General features: G+C 44.0%; 16 protein-coding genes. 12 read left to right on the forward strand and 4 right to left on the reverse strand.

Going from position 1 to position 17,551, the window contains the following annotated elements; translation table 11 throughout:
• The first annotated feature begins 187 nt into the window (after positions 1-187).
• The 6 genes from MTX11_RS00070 to MTX11_RS00095 all read left to right on the forward strand — a co-directional run bounded on the left by MTX11_RS00070 (position 188) and on the right by MTX11_RS00095 (position 8,667).
• A complete protein-coding gene (locus MTX11_RS00070) occupies positions 188-1,762 on the forward strand; it encodes a TerC family protein (protein WP_243474060.1) in 1,575 nt (524 codons plus the stop codon).
• Positions 1,763-1,835: 73 nt separating this feature from the next.
• A complete protein-coding gene (locus MTX11_RS00075; RefSeq protein ID WP_004644892.1) occupies positions 1,836-2,300 on the forward strand; it encodes a YchJ family protein in 465 nt (154 codons plus the stop codon).
• Positions 2,301-2,361: 61 nt separating this feature from the next.
• Positions 2,362-3,006 carry a trimeric intracellular cation channel family protein gene (locus MTX11_RS00080; protein WP_004644893.1) on the forward strand — a complete coding sequence of 215 codons (645 nt, stop codon included), beginning with the start codon at positions 2,362-2,364 and terminating at the stop codon, positions 3,004-3,006.
• A gap of 129 nt (positions 3,007-3,135) precedes the next feature.
• Complete coding sequence (niaP, locus tag MTX11_RS00085; RefSeq protein ID WP_243474061.1) at positions 3,136-4,455, forward strand: niacin transporter NiaP; 1,320 nt, start codon at positions 3,136-3,138, stop codon at positions 4,453-4,455.
• Between the two features lie 165 nt (positions 4,456-4,620).
• The gene (gene parC, locus MTX11_RS00090) at positions 4,621-6,840 is read left to right on the forward strand and encodes a DNA topoisomerase IV subunit A (RefSeq protein WP_243474062.1); all 2,220 of its coding nucleotides are present in this window, start codon (positions 4,621-4,623) and stop codon (positions 6,838-6,840) included.
• Between the two features lie 150 nt (positions 6,841-6,990).
• Positions 6,991-8,667: a long-chain-fatty-acid--CoA ligase gene (locus tag MTX11_RS00095; protein WP_004644897.1), complete on the forward strand. Its 1,677-nt coding sequence runs from the start codon at positions 6,991-6,993 to the stop codon at positions 8,665-8,667.
• Between the two features lie 51 nt (positions 8,668-8,718).
• Here the strand turns inward: MTX11_RS00095 and MTX11_RS00100 are convergent, their stop codons facing one another.
• On the reverse strand, positions 8,719-9,099 hold the full coding sequence (locus MTX11_RS00100) for a hypothetical protein (RefSeq protein ID WP_005108436.1): 381 nt from the start codon (positions 9,097-9,099) through the stop codon (positions 8,719-8,721).
• Positions 9,100-9,199: 100 nt separating this feature from the next.
• Here MTX11_RS00100 and MTX11_RS00105 point away from each other — a divergent pair, with 100 nt between their 5' ends.
• Entirely contained in the window at positions 9,200-9,598 is a 399-nt protein-coding gene (locus MTX11_RS00105; protein ID WP_243474063.1) for an MAPEG family protein, read from the forward strand.
• A gap of 117 nt (positions 9,599-9,715) precedes the next feature.
• The gene (gene ppa, locus MTX11_RS00110) at positions 9,716-10,252 is read left to right on the forward strand and encodes an inorganic diphosphatase (protein ID WP_004281037.1); all 537 of its coding nucleotides are present in this window, start codon (positions 9,716-9,718) and stop codon (positions 10,250-10,252) included.
• Between the two features lie 95 nt (positions 10,253-10,347).
• Here the strand turns inward: ppa and MTX11_RS00115 are convergent, their stop codons facing one another.
• On the reverse strand, positions 10,348-11,694 hold the full coding sequence (locus tag MTX11_RS00115; protein WP_243474064.1) for an OprD family outer membrane porin: 1,347 nt from the start codon (positions 11,692-11,694) through the stop codon (positions 10,348-10,350).
• Between the two features lie 597 nt (positions 11,695-12,291).
• On the opposite strand from MTX11_RS00115, the gene MTX11_RS00120 reads away from it, so the two are divergent.
• Positions 12,292-13,026 carry a TorF family putative porin gene (locus tag MTX11_RS00120; protein WP_243474065.1) on the forward strand — a complete coding sequence of 245 codons (735 nt, stop codon included), beginning with the start codon at positions 12,292-12,294 and terminating at the stop codon, positions 13,024-13,026.
• Between the two features lie 47 nt (positions 13,027-13,073).
• Here MTX11_RS00120 and MTX11_RS00125 read toward each other — a convergent pair whose 3' ends face one another.
• Both MTX11_RS00125 and MTX11_RS00130 read right to left on the reverse strand, forming a co-directional pair.
• Positions 13,074-14,564 (reverse strand): YifB family Mg chelatase-like AAA ATPase, encoded by a 1,491-nt coding sequence (locus MTX11_RS00125; protein WP_243474066.1) that lies wholly within the window; start codon positions 14,562-14,564, stop codon positions 13,074-13,076.
• Positions 14,565-14,630: 66 nt separating this feature from the next.
• Positions 14,631-14,858: an accessory factor UbiK family protein gene (locus MTX11_RS00130; RefSeq protein WP_004281041.1), complete on the reverse strand. Its 228-nt coding sequence runs from the start codon at positions 14,856-14,858 to the stop codon at positions 14,631-14,633.
• A gap of 277 nt (positions 14,859-15,135) precedes the next feature.
• On the opposite strand from MTX11_RS00130, the gene glnK reads away from it, so the two are divergent.
• From glnK to nrdR, 3 genes are all read left to right on the forward strand, one after another.
• Positions 15,136-15,474 carry a P-II family nitrogen regulator gene (gene glnK / locus MTX11_RS00135; RefSeq protein ID WP_004281042.1) on the forward strand — a complete coding sequence of 113 codons (339 nt, stop codon included), beginning with the start codon at positions 15,136-15,138 and terminating at the stop codon, positions 15,472-15,474.
• A 59-nt stretch (positions 15,475-15,533) separates the two neighbouring features.
• The gene (locus MTX11_RS00140) at positions 15,534-16,946 is read left to right on the forward strand and encodes an ammonium transporter (RefSeq protein WP_195725463.1); all 1,413 of its coding nucleotides are present in this window, start codon (positions 15,534-15,536) and stop codon (positions 16,944-16,946) included.
• Positions 16,947-17,085: 139 nt separating this feature from the next.
• Entirely contained in the window at positions 17,086-17,550 is a 465-nt protein-coding gene (gene nrdR / locus MTX11_RS00145; RefSeq protein ID WP_004281044.1) for a transcriptional regulator NrdR, read from the forward strand.
• Position 17,551: the final 1 nt, after the last annotated feature.

Below are 17,551 nucleotides of genomic sequence, written 5' to 3' on the forward strand. Positions count from 1 at the left end.
ATTGATCTTGATATACTGAAAATTGGTTTCACAACAATAGAACGACGATGGGTAGTGGTAGTTGGCCGTTTAACTTTATAAATCTACGCCAAATAATTGATCTTATTCAATATAAAAAATTCTGTTTTACTGTGTCACAGCGTCAGGTGATTCCATGCTGCAGTCCTGAGCTTCAGGAGCCAAGCGTATGATCTTTGAATGGATGTCAGACCCTTCAGCCTGGGTCGGTTTACTCACGTTAATTGTTCTTGAGATTGTACTCGGGATCGACAATCTGGTTTTCATTGCTATTTTGGCGGAGAAACTGCCACCAGAACAACGTAATACGGCGCGGATTGTCGGCTTGATGCTGGCCCTGCTGATGCGTTTGATCTTACTGGCCTCGATTGCCTGGGTAGTGACCCTCACTGATCCACTATTCCACATCTTTGATCATGCTTTCTCGGGCCGCGATCTGATTCTATTGTTTGGTGGGGTGTTCCTGCTGTTTAAAGGCACCATGGAACTGCATGAGCGTCTGGAAGCCAAACCCGTCATCAAAGAAGAAAATCCGGTCCATGCGGTATTCTGGATGGTGATTGTCCAGATCGTGGTGCTGGACGCCGTATTCTCATTAGACAGCGTGATTACTGCGGTTGGTATGGTCAAAGACCTGTCAGTGATGATGATTGCCGTGATTATTGCCATCGGGATTATGCTCTGGGCATCCAAAGCTCTGATGGATTTCGTCAACAGACATCCGACCGTGGTGATTCTGTGTCTGGGCTTCCTGATGATGATCGGCTTCTCGCTGGTGGTCGAAGGCTTCGGTTTCCATATTCCGAAAGGTTACCTGTATGCTGCAATTGGCTTCTCGGTGATTGTCGAATTTATTAACCAGACCATGAAACGCAATCAGGAAAAAATGGTGACCACCACCGACATGCGCTACCGTACTGCTTCAGCAGTGATGCGCATGCTCGGCGGCAAACCTGCTCAGGACAATGATTCTTCTGAGCCGGAAGATGTTCTGGCGACACGTGCCTTTGCCGATGAAGTCTTTAATGATGACAATGGCATCTATCATAGTGTCATGGTGCAGGGGGTACTGGGTCTGTCTGAACGTCCGGTCAAGTCGGTAATGACGCCACGTCCTGAACTGGAATGGATTGATCTGGACAATGACGCTGACAGTATCAAAGAACAGTTATTGCAGATGAGCCACTCGCGTCTGATTATCGCCCGGGGTGAACTGGATAATATTGCCGGTGTGGTACTGACCCATAAAGTCCTCAACGAATACATTGAAACCGGGGTGCTGGATTTTGAAAAGCACTTACGTGAACCGGTGATTGTGCATGAAAATGCCCAGGTCTTGATGGTGATGGAACAGTTGCGTCAGGCTCCATTGCAGATGGCAATTGTCCTGAATGAATATGGTTCAATTGAAGGGATTGCCACCCCAATTGATATTCTTGAAGCAATTGCCGGTGAATTCCCGGATGAAGATGAGCTGCAAGCTGCTGCAGAAAGTCTGGAAGATGGCAGCCTGATTCTGGATGGTTCGACCGACATCCGTCATGTTTCCTTATTGCTGGATCGTGATCTGGTCAATGAAACTGAAGAATATTCCACCCTGTCCGGTTATGTATTATTCCATATAGCACGTTTACCGCATAGTGGTGAAAAATTTGAAGCAGATGGACATATCTTTGAAGTGGTCACCATGGACGGCCATAAGATCGATAAAGTGCATATCATTCCGCTTCCTGTGCAGGAATAGACTATAGCGAAGGTTCGGACGCAAAAATTTGCTAAAATAGCCCGCATTGTCGGGCTATTTTTATGGAACTGAAATGTCAGAAGCATGTCCATGTGGACAAGGTGAATATCACAGCTGTTGTCAGCCCTTACATGCAGGACAACGGGTCGCAGAGACTGCGCAGCAACTCATGCGTTCCCGTTATAGTGCCTTCGCGAAGCATGAAATCGATTACATCAAAACCACCACCGCGCTGGGTCAGCAACAGGCACTGGACCTGCAGGCGATTAGCGATTGGAGCAAAGCCAATCAGTGGTTAAAGCTTGAGATAGTTCAAGCCGATGAAAAATTAGATAAAAATCATGCATTGGTTGAGTTCAAGGCTCATTATCATGATGGTAAGCAGGCACAGATACATCATGAAGTTTCACATTTTGTGAAGCTGGAAGGTCGCTGGTATTTCCTGGATCCGACCACGGATCAGACCCTCGGCATGAAACAGCCCTGTATTTGTGGTTCAGGTAAAAAATTTAAGCAATGTTGTGCCGGATTCTTATAACTTTCACACAGATTTAGCTTAGAATAGCCGCCATCTCAAAGCCTCAGGTGGAAGCAGGGCGATGTTACTGACCGTCATCTATATTATTGCAATTACCGCTGAAGCCATGACCGGGGCACTGTCCGCTGGCCGGCGCAGCATGGACTGGTTTGGCGTGATGATTATTGCCTGTGTTACTGCACTGGGTGGTGGTTCGGTCCGCGATGTTCTGCTCGGACATTATCCCCTGACCTGGGTCAAACATCCCGAATATCTGGTGCTGACCTGTTGCGCAGCCTTCGTCACTATCCTGATTGCCAAATGGATGCGACAGTTACGTAATGTCTTCCTGGTGCTGGATGCCTTGGGCCTGATTGGCTTTACCATTATTGGCTGTCAGATTGCCCTGGAAATGGGACATGGTTTTGTGGTCAGCGCCGTTGCGGGTGTCTTGACCGGTGTGTCTGGCGGGATTTTGCGTGACATTTTATGTAATGACGTGCCGCTGGTGTTCCGCCGTGAACTGTATGCCAGTATTGCCTTTGTTTCAGTGATCTTTTACTGGCTCTGTAGCCACTACGGCTTGTCGCAGGATCTGACCATTTTGTCTACCCTGATTTTTGGTTTTAGCTTACGTCTAATCGCCATCTATTTTGGTCTGGAAATGCCAAAATTCATTTATAAAGATGATGATGAGCACTCGGCATCTTCCAAAGACGAATCTTGATTTTTAAATGTATAAAGTGCGGCAATAAAAATAGCCGCATTCAGCTCAATTCGTAGTATAAAAAATATAAAGCAGCCCACCTGTTGAGAAAGCAGCATCTCCCGTTCCACCTGATCAGAGATTTTTGTTATGGATTTAGTTTCTCGCATACAACGCTTACCGATTGGTAGGTTTCACTACACCTTGCTGGTGGTGATTGGACTGGGCTGGATGTTTGATGCGATGGATACCGGATTGATTTCCTTTATCCTGGCAAAAATGGCTGAAGACTGGCAGATGACTGCCGATCAAAAAAGCTGGGTGGTGTCGATCGGTTTTGTCGGCATGGCGATCGGGGCGATTTGTTCAGGTGGCCTGGCAGACCGTTTTGGCCGTAAAACAGTCTTTGCTGCGACCCTGGTCATTTATAGCCTGGCCACTGCAGCTTGTGCTTTTGCACCGGATCTGACCTGGCTGCTGGTATTCCGTTTTATCGTCGGTTTGGGCTTGGGTGGTCAGCTACCCGTGGCCGTAACGCTGGTCAGTGAATATATTCCTGCGCATGTACGTGGCCGTTTTATTGTCTTGCTGGAAAGTTTTTGGGGGCTGGGCTGGCTGGTCGCGGCGCTGGTATCGCGCTTTGTCATTCCTGATTTTGGCTGGCAAACCGCTTTCATGATTGGTGGCCTGCCTGCGCTGTATGCCATCGTGATCTGGAAAATGGTGCCGGAATCTATTCCTTTCCTGATTAACCGTGGCCGTATAGAGGAAGCTTCGGCACTGGTGAAAAAGATTGAGCGTCAATGTGGCGTTCAAGTCTATGAAATTTTTGAAGTGAAACCGGTCGCAGAGAAGCAGAATATTTCATTTTCCCAGTTATGGTCGGGTATCTTTGCGCGCCGTACGCTTATGCTCTGGCTGATCTGGTTCGGTATTATCTTTTCCTATTATGGCATCTTTACCTGGTTGCCAAGTTTACTGGTCAAAGAAGGCTATAGCATTGTCCAGTCTTTTGAATATGTGCTGATTATGATTCTGGCGCAGTTGCCCGGTTATCTGGTGGCGGCATGGCTGGTCGAAAAACTCGGTCGTAAGCCGACTCTGGCCGGCTTTATTGGCATGTGCGCGATTTCTGCTTATTTCTTTGGTCAGTCGGGTAGTGTTACTGAAATCGTGATTTGGGGCTGTCTGATGTCCTTCTTTAATCTGGGTGCCTGGGGCGTACTCTATACTTATACGCCGGAACAATATCCGACCAATATCCGTGCCTTTGGTTCAGGCTGGGCCGGGGCTGTTGGCCGGATTGGCGGTATCGCGGCACCTTTTGCTGTAACCCATCTGATGGGTATGCCGAATGGCTTTAGCTATGTCTTTACCATGTTTACGGCAGTTCTGGTCGCTGTCGCGATTGTGATTCTGGTCCTGGGTGAAGAAACCAAAGGCAAGACCCTCGAATCGATGGGCTTATAAAGGGAATGATTTTTTAGTTGCTTAGGGCCTATAAAGTGGATATTTTTAGGCCATAAGACACAAATTGTCGCGCTGAACGATTTGATGCCCTTGTGTCATCTACAGCCACGACTTAGCATAAGAAACATTGATACAAAAACGAATTATTTAGGACTATAGGTTGTTATGACAAGCCTTGCGCATCATGCGACAGAAAACCGCTCCGTAGCAGAATTTACCGAACAAGCTTATCTGAATTACGCCATGTACGTGATTATGGATCGGGCACTCCCTCATATTAGCGATGGCCTGAAACCGGTACAGCGCCGGATTGTCTATGCCATGAGTGAGCTGGGCCTGAAATGGACCAGCAAACCAAAGAAATCGGCACGTACAGTCGGTGACGTACTGGGTAAATACCATCCGCATGGTGACTCGGCCTGTTATGAAGCCATGGTGCTGATGGCACAGCCCTTTAGTTATCGTTACCCGTTTATTGAAGGGCAGGGCAACTGGGGTTCACCAGATGATCCAAAGTCTTTCGCAGCGATGCGTTATACCGAAGCCAAGCTTTCCCAGTACAGTGAACTATTACTGTCTGAACTGGGACAGGGCACCTGTGAATGGCAGGACAACTTTGACGGTTCGATGAAAGAACCGGTGAACTTGCCGGCACGTGTACCGAACATCTTGCTGAATGGCACCACTGGTATTGCTGTCGGTATGGCCACAGACATTCCACCGCATAACCTGCGTGAAGTGGTCAAAGGGACGATTGCGCTAATTCGTAATCCGAACCTGACCGATGAAAAAATCGCAGAATATATTCCTGCGCCAGACTTGCCGACCAAAGCCGAAATTATCACCCCGCCTGCTGAACTGTTAAAAATTCAGACCACAGGTCGTGGCAGTTATCGCATGCGTGCGGTCTATAGCGTCGATAAAAACGAAATTATCATCACCGAACTGCCATATCAGGTCTCAGGCTCCAAAATCATCACCCAGATTGCCGATCAGATGCAGGCCAAAAAACTGCCACTGGTCAGTGATGTACGGGATGAATCGGATCATGCCAATCCAACCCGTTTAGTCATTGTTCTGCGTTCGAATCGTATTGATGCCGAATCGGTGATGAGTCACTTGTTTGCCACCACCGATCTGGAATCCAGTTATCGTGTCAATATGAACATGATTGGTGCCGATGGCCGTCCACAGGTGAAATCAATTCGTCGTATTTTGCTGGAATGGATTGAAATCCGTAAAACCACGGTAACACGCCGTCTGCAATATCATCTGAACAAGATCGAAAAACGCCTACATATTCTCGGCGGTCTGATCATTGCTTATCTGAATATTGACGAAGTGATTCAGATTATTCGTGAAGAAGATCAGCCCAAGCCGGTACTGATGCAGCGTTTTAATATTGACGAGATTCAGGCCGAAGCGATTCTAGAACTAAAATTGCGTCATTTAGCCAAGCTTGAAGAAATGGAAATGCGCCGTGAGCAGGAAGAACTGGAAGCAAAAGCGGCAGTAATTCGTGAACAACTGGCCAATCCAGAATCTTTAAAAAGCCTGATCATTTCTGAACTGAAAGACGATGCCAAGAAATTTGGTGATGATCGCCGTTCGCCAATCGTACAACGTGCCGAAGCTGCTGCAATTAATGAAACTGAAATGTTGCCGGCCGATCCGGTAACGGTGGTGTTATCAGAAGCTGGCTGGATTCGCTGTGCCAAAGGTCATGAAGTCGATGCAGAAAATCTGAATTTCCGTGCGGGTGATCAGTACTTGAGTCATGCACAGGGCAAATCCAATCAACGCGTTTATGTATTAGATGACACTGGCCGTAGCTATGCCTTGGCCATCAACACATTGCCATCCGCACGTGGTCTCGGTGAGCCGCTCAGTTCAAAACTGTCTCCTGGCAGCGGGGTGGGTTTTAAACAGGTTCTGGTGGCAGAGGATGAAACTGAAATTCTAGCAGCAAGCAACAAAGGTTATGGCTTTAAAACCCAGGCCAAGCAGCTGGATACCAGTGCCAAAGCCGGGAAAGCTTTCTTGAATTTATCTGAAGGGGCAGAGGTCATGAACCTGCAGCCACTCGATGATGTCACGCATGTTGCACTGCTCAGTTCAGCAGGACGCCTGTTGATTATCGATTTAGCAGAATTACCTGTATTGAACAAAGGTAAAGGAAATAAATTGATACAACTTGAAGATGGTGATCAAGTTTTGTCCATGACAATATTCAAGCTTGATGAAATAATTCAAGTGCTTGCAGGACAACAGCAGTTAAAATTAAAAGGGGATGATTTGCGCAAATATATCGGTAAGCGCGGTGCAAAAGGACAGCTTTTACCACGCGGATATCAAAAAGCAAATAAACTGTTGATTCAAAGATAAGACTAGCATCCATCTTGCGAAATACGTTATATATGAACAACGATTCAACAAGATGGATGCAATATCGCACATATACAAGTCTAAAAATGGCGTGTGATATTGAAAAAAACAGTTGAAATACTAAGGATTATGATTGGAGAGATGGCCATTATGGAAAAAATTTGGTTTGCTGAATACCAAAAAACAGGGATTCCAGAAACAGTAGAATTACCAGCAGAAAATACTTCTCTAGTAGATATTTTTGAGCGTAATTTCCAAAAATTCGGCTCGCGTGATGCCTTTATCTTTATGGATAAGGCCATGACTTTCAATGAATTGGAAGAGGCGAGCCGTAAGTTTGCAACTTATCTACAAAGCTTGGGGTTGGCAAAAGGTTCACGTGTGGCAGTGATGATGCCAAACGTTCTTCAGTATCCGGTTGTGGCACTTGGGGTGTTCCGCGCAGGTTTGGTACTGGTCAACGTGAATCCACTCTACACATCGCGTGAACTTGAGCATCAATTAAATGACTCTGGCGCTGAAGTGCTGGTGATTATTGAGAACTTTGCTTCTGTTTATCAAGCGATTATTGGTAAAACACCAGTGAAGCATGTCGTGGTCGCTTCTGTCGGTGACATGCTGGGTGCCTTGAAAGGAACTTTGGTAAATTTTGTCTTGCGTTCTGTGCGCAAGCAAATTCCAGCTTGGGATATTCCAGGCCATGTGAGATTTAATGCGGCGTTATCTAAAGTTAATCCAAGTAACTATAAACGCCCTGAATTGACCCTTAGTGATACAGCAGTTCTTCAATACACAGGTGGTACGACGGGTGTATCTAAAGGTGCTGAACTGACACATCGTAACCTGGTTGCGAACATGTTGCAGTGTGACGGCATCTTCCAGAGTAAATTTGGTGCGCAAGATGGTCAGCCAGATGACCGTATTTTCTGTGCCTTGCCGCTTTATCATATCTTTGCATTCATGGTATGCGCACTTTACGGTATGTACAAAGGTCAGGCGAACGTTCTGATTCCAAACCCGCGTGATTTACCTGCGGTGATGAAAGAACTACGTAAATATCAACCGACTTTCTTCCCGGCAGTGAATACACTGTTCAATGCGCTGGTAAACAATGAAGAGTTTAAGCAACTTGATCATAGTAAACTGAAAATGGCGATGGGCGGCGGTATGGCCGTACTTCCTTCTACTGCAGCAGCATGGAAGAAAGTTACCGGAACCAATATCGTTGAAGGCTATGGTTTGTCTGAAACTTCTCCGGTGGCAACAGCAAACCCACCTGCGTCTGAAGAATTCAGTGGCACTATTGGTATTCCATTACCATTGACTGAAGTGGCTATTCTGGATGATGAAGGCAATGAAGTTCCACTGGGTGAGCAAGGTGAAATTTCAATCCGTGGTCCTCAGGTCATGAAAGGCTATTGGAACCGTCCGGATGAAACTGAAAAAGTCATGGTGAATGGCTTCTTCCGTACCGGTGATATCGGTGTCATGGATTCACGTGGTTATGTGAAAATTGTAGACCGTAAGAAAGACATGATTTTAGTGTCTGGTTTTAACGTCTATCCATCTGAAATTGAAGAAGTTGTAGCAACTCATCCAAAAGTACTGGAAGTGGCTGCGATTGGTGTGCCAGATGAAAAATCGGGTGAAGTGCCAAAACTGTTTGTCGTGAAAAAAGATCCGTCTTTAACCACAGAAGAAGTTTTAGCATTCGCTAAAGAAAACCTGACCGGTTATAAACGTCCACGTTATGTCGAGTTTATGGATGAATTGCCAAAATCAAACGTAGGTAAAATCCTGCGTAAAGATTTACGTAAAACAGCCTAATACCTATAAGAAAAAAAAGCGCCGTCAGGCGCTTTTTTTGATTTGGACTTTTTATTTTTTCATTAACCAGCGATCAAAATAAGGACGACCTACACCAACTACTCCCAAGAAGATAAACATGGTGCCAAACTGGCGAGTAAACCCGGTTTGATTAAAGCTGCCATAACTTAGAATGTTATCGACCAAGCAATACACCAGAATCGCGACCAGCCAGTGCCAGAGAGGCATACGCTTGATACCGACGAAATAAAAGGCAATCCATAAAATGGCAAAGGTGAAGATTGGTGACCAGATATTCATATTGGCACAAATGACAGCCATCAGAAATGCCACAATCGGCAGGACAATTTTTAATACGCGATCCACTTGACGTTGATGCTGGCGTTGTTTCTCGAGGACATCGAACATTTCATTTTGATCAGGCGCGACCATAGTGAATCCTTAACAAGTAATAAAAAGCACTCTATTTAACAAAATTTATTCACGAAATGCCATGCTATGATAGAGATAAAATTTTCATGAGAAAAAACAGATGCACAGCATTAGTGGGATTATTTATCTCATTTTGGCCGCTTGTCTTTTGCCTTATGTGTTTACATTGATTGCAAAAAAATCAGCAGGCTTCAGCAGCAAAGACAATCAGAACCCACGGGCATTTTTAGAAAAGTCTTCAGGCTTGGCCAGTCGCGCCAATGCTGCCCAGCAGAACAGCTTTGAAAGTTTACCACTCTTTATTGCTGCGATCTTGATGGCAGAGTACATGGTGGTGCAGCAATATGTGGTCATGACTTTTGGTGTGGCTTATCTGGTTTTTCGTGTGTTGTACGGAATCTGCTATTTGGCCAACTGGGCGACTTTACGCTCCATCGTATGGTTACTCTCGATGTTATGTCCGGTGGCTTTATTGCTGCTGATCATCAAGTTGGTTTAAGTCATCAAGTCAGCGGACATATTTACAGTTCGATATTTTAAAATCCAAAAAAATCTTTAAAAACCGTTATAATTATCGCGGTTTTTTAAAAGATATAACTTGTTAAAGAGTGATGCTATGAGCTACAGCAATATCCCAGCGGGTAAAGATGCGCCAAACGATATCTATGTGATCATCGAAATTCCTGCAAATGCAGCACCAATCAAATACGAAATCGATAAAGATTCTGATGCGTTATTTGTAGACCGTTTCATGGGTACAGCAATGTTCTACCCAGCAAACTACGGTTATGTACCAAACACACTATCGCTTGATGGTGACCCATTAGACGTACTGGTGGTAACACCTCATCCAGTAGAGCCAGGTTCTGTAATTCGTTGTCGTCCTGTCGGTAAATTGAACATGGAAGATGATGGTGGTGTTGATGCGAAACTGGTTGCAGTTCCACATGACAAGCTGACTCCAATCTACAAAGATGTTCAGGAATATACTGATCTTCCTCCATTGTTGATCAGCCAGATCGAACATTTCTTTCAGCATTACAAAGATCTTGAGCCAGGCAAATGGGTCAAGCTGAGTGGTTGGGAAGGTGCTGATGTTGCGAAACAAGAAGTACTGGACTCAATTGCTGCTTATGCAGAAGCAAATAAATAATTGCTTTTTATCGTTCAGGTTTTAACTTTTTAAAGCCTGGAATAAAAAAACCTGCACAATGTGCAGGTTTTTTTATGGCTTGAAACTCAAGTGAATTAGAATAATTTCACAGGAATGTCTAACCAGATACGCCATTCATTAGTGTCACCAATGTAGTTTCCGTATTGGTATTCATCACTCGCACGGTAGTATGAGTGACGTACACGTAAGCTGGTATCTTTAGCAAAACCAGATTGAACTGTATATTTTACCTGATTAAAGAATTCACGTTCTTGAGCATCACTAGTGATTAATTGAGAGCGATCATTTTGATTAGCAACATCAATATCCCAACCATAAACAAATGCAGAAGTCCAAGATAGGCCAGGAACATTCATTGCACCGAAATCATAAGTGTATTGAAGCTGTGCTGATTTTTCATCATTACCAATGAAGTCAGACAGGTATGAGTTCGGCATATAAATGGTTTGATGACCATCACCTACACCTTTACCTAAACCATAGTCATAACCTGTATTACCCGTATTTTGTTGGTAAGCAAGCATGACATTGTGTGGGCCTTTATTATAGGTCGTAGAAATTGCCCAAATATTGTTGCTTAAGTTATTAAAGTCATCAGTTGTATGTGAGTATGTATATGCACTGACGTCGGATTTTTTATCCCAATCAGTATGATAGCCACTAAAGTCATGAGTTAAAGTACTACCATTCGCCAATGCATAACTATAATTGGCATTGACATAATGACGCTCTAGGCGGTCTTTAATGTCTGTACCATAATAAGAAGCATTAACTGCATCATTAAATTTGTATTTTGCACCCCAAACTACTGCGCGATCCAATTCATTACCATCAGATTTGATCTGGCTTGAACGCTGGTTTTCAGTAAATTTACCAGCAACGAGGCTTAAGTTTTCGATTTCATTACTTTCAACCAATACACCTGTAAAGTATTCAGGTACTAAACGCGCAGTATTGCTTGCAAGTACAGGTAAGTCTAAAACCTGAGTACCGTAAGTCGCAGTCGTGTTTGAAACACGTGCTTTTACATATGCGCCGCCACGTGCCCAATGATCATAAGCTGAACCATCCGGATGTTGAGGAATCATGTCATTACCGGCATGTGCATTTTCACCCAATTTGAAAGATGCATCACCGATAATACCGGCACCAAAGCCGACTACACCTTTGGTAAAACCAGAGTCTAATTTAACGATCGCAGTCTGAGCAGCTGAACTTGTATCATTAACAACTTCACGTGCACCGGTTTGATTGTCGTTATAGTTTGTTTTATCGCGGTGCAAATAGCCGGTACGGAAAAGTACAGAACCTTCTGCGTCTTCTACAAAACCTTTCGATTCGCTTTGCTCGCTAGCGAAAGCGGTAGAAACCAAAGCAGCCTGAATCAAAACTGCTAATGTTAATTTTTTTGAATTTTGCATTGGGAAGAGAGCCTTATACAAATTGATCGGAATTTTTTAGGAATTGTATAAGAATTGCTGAAAAAATGTCATTTTTTATTGGATATATTCCACTAAAGTTTAGATTTTTTTAACTCAAATTAAACAATAGCAAGGATTTGAGGTGATTAATTTCTAACCTATCGGTAAAAATTGAGTAAAAACATAATTTTATTGGAAAGTATAAATGATATTTATAAAGTGGTGAAATGAATGTGAGCAGCTTATTTATTTTAGAACGTACAAAAATTTGATCAAAATTTACGCACTATTTTTTAGCACAAATTTTATTCATTCTAAAAATGGAATCAAAATGGGGCAAATTGTAAATGATTATGTATAAGTATTAAAAAAGTGGTGAAATACCCTCAAATACATTTATTTAATAGAAAGCCTAGATAATTTAGTTTTTTATAGTTTAAATTTTAAATTAAAAACAATAACTTAAATTTTATTTATCTTTTTAGATTTATTATTTTGGTTCCTTCTATCCAGATTGGCATAGCTCTTGCAAATTTTGAGCTTGAGTTTAATCAATGATCATAAAAACGTCTCAGACGATCTGGGGGGAGCCACACAATGAAATTAACATTAAAAGTATTATCTCTTGCTTTATTGGGCGCTGTATCTTCTTTTACTTTTGCTGAAGAACCTGTTGCTGAACATACGGTATCTGGAAATATCAGCGTACTTTCGAGCTATAACTTGCGTGGTATTACTAACATTCCTGAAAATAGCGGCGCTACCTTACAAGGTGGACTTGATTATAACCATGCGTCTGGCTTCTATGCAGGTTGGTGGGGATCTACGCTAGATTACCCTTTGTCTGAAGAAGGACGTGATGCTTTCGAAAATAACTTCTATGCTGGCTATAGCCATGCAGTCAATGATGACTTAGGTTTAACGATCGGTACGACCTACTATTATTATTATGAATCTGATGTCAATTCTGATGGATTTGAGCTGTTACTGGGTATGAGCTATAAAGATTTGGGCGTTACAGCACAAACTCTTCTTGAAGATACTACTTGGGGCAATGCAGGTGATACCTATTTAAAAGCTACTTATAGCTATGCTTTACCACAAGATTTCAGCTTGGATACAGCTTTAGGCTTATACGCTTATGAAAAATCAGGTGACTTTATTGAAGGAACTACAGAAAGTTTTGGTTTCCGTCATTTTGACATCGGTTTAAGCAAGCCACTTGGTGACACAGGTGTAACTGCAAGCATGAATTATATCTTGGGTGGTTATGATCGTTTTGATGAAAAACAAAAGAATAAAGTCGTATTTGGACTCGCTTATAGCTTCTAATCCTCTTTAGATAAAAAGGCGACCTTAGGTCGCCTTTTTTTAATGATCTAAATCTGCTGCTGCCCGCGATAAGACAGGGCCTCCGAAAGATGCTGACTTTGAATATCTGGACTTTGATTTAAATCGGCAATGGTGCGTGCAACACGCAAGACCCGATGATAGCCGCGCGCTGATAAATTCAGTTTTTGCTGAGCCATTTCAAGCATATTCTGAGCAGACTGATCTAATGCGGCATATTGCTCTAACTGCTTTGGACTCAAACTCATATTCAAGGTATTTTGCCGTTGCATCTGAATTTCATAGGCTGCAATGACGCGTTGTCTAACCGTTTCTGAGTTTTCTGTAGGTCGATTGTCCTGTAATTCATGCGCTTGTAATGGCGGTACATCAATATGCAAATCAATCCGATCCAGCAACGGGCCTGAAATCCGGTTCTGATAGCGTTTAATACTTTCGGGTGAACATTGGCAGCGGATATCTTGATTGAATGCATACCCACATGGACATGGATTCATGGCAGCCACCAACTGGAAATTAGCCGGAAAGGTAATTTGGCGTGATGCCCGGGAAATGACGATTTCCTTGGCTTCCAAAGGCTGACGTAGAACCTCCAGCACTTTGCGGTCGAATTCAGGCAGTTCGTCCAGAAATAAAACCCCTAAATGTGCCAGGGTAATTTCTCCTGGCTTGGGGTGTGAGCCGCCACCGACCAATGCCACCGCAGAAGCAGTATGGTGTGGTGCTCGAAACGGCCGTTGTCCAAAAGGGTGATTGGCATTCGCCACCGAATAAATACTGGCCACTTCCAGATTTTCCTGCGTCTTTAAGGGCGGCAAAATATTGGCCAATCGAGAAGCCAGCAAGGTCTTGCCTGTTCCGGGTGGGCCTCGAAACAGCAGGGAATGACCACCTGCCGCAGCAATTTCCAAGCCACGCCGTGGTCGTAATTGTCCTTTTACATCCGCCAGATCAAACTTATAAAAATGGTCTGTATTGAGTGGACTGGCTTCTATTTGCGGTAAGCGCTGCGCTTGGGAAAGATGTTCACACACTTCTTTTAAATGATTGGCTGCAAAGACTTTAAAGTCTGGGAGCTGACAGGCTTCCTGTGCATTGGGGCCAGGCAAAATCAGTTGATGCTGGTCACTTTGACAGGCAATGGCAATACTTAAGGTGCCGCTGACAGGACGTAATTGACCATCGAGGGCCAATTCTCCAATAAATTCAAGATGCTCAGTACAATCTTCAGGCAGCTGGCCTGAAGCGACTAAAATGCCTAATGCAATCGGTAAATCCAGACGTGATCCATCTTTCGGTAGATCTGCTGGCGCCAGATTAATGGTCAGACGTTTGGTCGGAAATTGAAAGCCGCTATTCAAAATGGCAGAGCGTACCCGGTCTTTACTTTCACGTACCGCTGCTTCGGGAAGCCCCACTATAGTGAGTGAAGGCATACCCGAACTGACATGAACTTCGACTTCAATTAAAGGCGCATGCAGGCCCAGCAAGCCTCGCGTATAAATTTTAGCAAAAGACATTATTATTGTTCCAATATGGTGCGTTATTTTTATATTTCTGGTGTCTTTTGTGCACTGTAGTTGTGCTTATTTTTTGTTCGAAATTTTCTCTTCTAATGCTTCCACCTGTTTGAGCAAATCATTCAGGCGATGGTTGGCATTATTTAGGGCAGTACGCTGACGTTCTATTTCTTCTTTAGACACCAAATCCATTTTCGCCACAGCTTCATTTAACAGGGCACGGATATTATGTTCCAAATCTTTCTTGGGTTGTTCGACTTGCTGCAAAATTGCTTGTAATAAAGTTTCAATCATTGTCTGATCCATCGCCGTAGAAAGGAACCGACAGTTTAGCATTGCTAAAATGCAGACTATAGTATTTCAGACAAAATATAGACTTATTCGATTAAAGATATTGTAAAAATCCCCATAAAAAATGTCTATTTTTTGAAGATTCAAAGCCTTTATCCGTATAAAATAAGGTATAAATAAACCACATGCCGGGCTTTCTAATTTCCCCCGACCTTAGGAATCTTGGCATGAAATTTGAACGTAAAACCTTACTGGTGAAATAAGCCGAAGGAAAACAAACATGAAGCTCGTAACTGCAATTGTAAAACCTTTTAAATTAGACGATGTTCGCGAAGCATTGTCTGAAATTGGTGTTCAAGGCATCACTGTAACTGAAGTGAAAGGCTTTGGTCGTCAAAAAGGCCACACTGAACTCTATCGTGGTGCTGAATACGTTGTAGATTTCTTGCCGAAAGTCAAAATTGAAATCGCGATTAGCGATGAAATGGTAGACGCGGTGATTGAATCTATTACTCGTGTGGCGAGCACTGGAAAAATCGGTGACGGAAAAATTTTCGTGACCAACTTAGAACAAGTCATCCGTATTCGTACAGGTGAAACAGGTGCAGACGCTGTCTAACTTGGCACGAAGTTTGCTGAGTACCTAATAACTCACAAAAACTTGGTTGGGGGATACGAATGAAAAAAATGCTACTCGCGTTCGGCATGGCCGGCGCTCTTTTTGGTGGTTCTGTTGCATGGGCTGAAGAAGCTGCAACAGCAACAGCACCGACAGAAGAAATTGTGCTTGTTGAAGAAGCAGGCGATACAACAAATACAACAACAGACACGATAGCAGCAATTGCTGAAGTAGCGCCAGTTGAAGCTGCAGCGCCTGCAGAAGAAGAACCAACGCTAGATACCGGCGATACCGCCTGGGTTTTAACCTCTACCGCTCTAGTTTTACTCATGACCATTCCTGGCTTGGCGCTATTTTATGGCGGTATGGTCCGCAAGAAAAACGTTCTGGCGACGATGGCACATAGCTTTATTGCTGCGGCGGTGGTCAGTATTGCTTGGGTGATTATTGGTTATACCCTAGCTTTCGGTGAAGGCAATGCCTTTATAGGTGGCCTGGATAAATTCATGCTGGCCGGTATTACCACAGAGGCGCTTTCAGGCACGATTCCTGAAATCCTGTTTGTGATTTTCCAAATGACTTTTGCCATCATTACGGTTGCCATCATCAGCGGTTCGATTGCAGAGCGTATGAAATTTGGTGCTTTCGTTGCTTTTATCGCACTTTGGGTGGTGATTGTTTATGCACCAATTACCCACTGGGTATGGGGTGGTGGCTGGTTAGGTAACGACGGCGCGCTTGATTTTGCTGGTGGTACGGTTGTACATATCAACTCGGGTGTTGCCGGTCTGGTAGCGGCATATATGCTGGGCAAACGTATGGGTTTGGGTCGTGAATCTATGGCACCGCATAACCTGACGCTTACAGTAGTTGGTGCATCTTTGCTCTGGGTAGGCTGGTTCGGTTTCAACGGTGGTTCTGCATTAGGTGCCAACGGTTCTGCAGGCTATGCCTTGATCGTGACTCAAGTCGCAGCAGCAGCAGCAGCCATCTCCTGGTTAATCACTGAAAAACTGGCACGTGGTAAAGCTTCTGTACTGGGCGGCGTATCGGGTGCAGTTGCTGGTCTGGTGGTCATTACTCCAGCTGCAGGTTTTGTGACTGTAGGCGGTGCATTGGCGATGGGTCTGATCGGTGGTGTGGTGTGTTTCTGGGGGATTACGGCACTGAAACGTGCATTGAAAGCCGATGACTCTTTAGATGCTTTTGGTTTGCATGGTGTAGGTGGTATTGTCGGCGCGATTTTAACCGCGTTCTTTGCCAGCGAATTCATCATGGGGGACAATGCTCCTGCAAATGTCATGCATCAGCTTTGGGTGCAAGTGGAAGGTGTACTGGCGACAATTGCTTACTCTGCGATCATGACCTTCATTATCCTGAAAGTCATCGACTTGATCATTGGAATCCGTGTAGCATCTGATGATGAGCGTATGGGGCTGGATTTAAGCCAACATGGTGAACGTGTCGAATAATAATAAATACACCATAATCAATATATAGTGTAAAACAGCCCGAATGGGCTGTTTTTTTCTATATGTTGCGTAAAACTCTACAAAGTTTGTAATTTTTGCTACACTCGGAATCCATCTGGATTTGTTCAATTAAACCGCTATGCATTGCCCATTTTGCAATACTGCAGACAGTAAAGTGATTGATTCACGCCTGGCAGCTGAAGGCTGTCAGATTCGTCGTCGCCGTGAATGTGTCAGTTGTAATGAACGCTTCACTACCTTTGAAAGCTATGAAGTGGTGATGCCGCGCGTCATCAAGTCGGATGGCAAAAATGAACCTTTCGATGAAGCCAAATTACGCCGTTCCCTGATGCATGCCTTGCAAAAACGCCCGGTGACCCAGGAGCAGATTGAAACCGTGCTGAGCGATATTCAGCTACAGATTCGCCGTCTGGGTGAGCGTGATGTGAAATCACGTACCATTGGTGAAATCGTGATGCAGTCTTTATTCGCACTTGATCATGTTGCTTATGTGCGTTTCGCTTCGGTCTATCAGGATTTTCAGGATGTCGAAGCTTTTCGTCATCAGATTGAACAGATGCAACAACGAGAATTACAAGAATAAG

It is taken from the genome of Acinetobacter lwoffii (assembly GCF_022809915.1).
Classification (GTDB): Bacteria; Pseudomonadota; Gammaproteobacteria; order Pseudomonadales; family Moraxellaceae; genus Acinetobacter; species Acinetobacter lwoffii_M.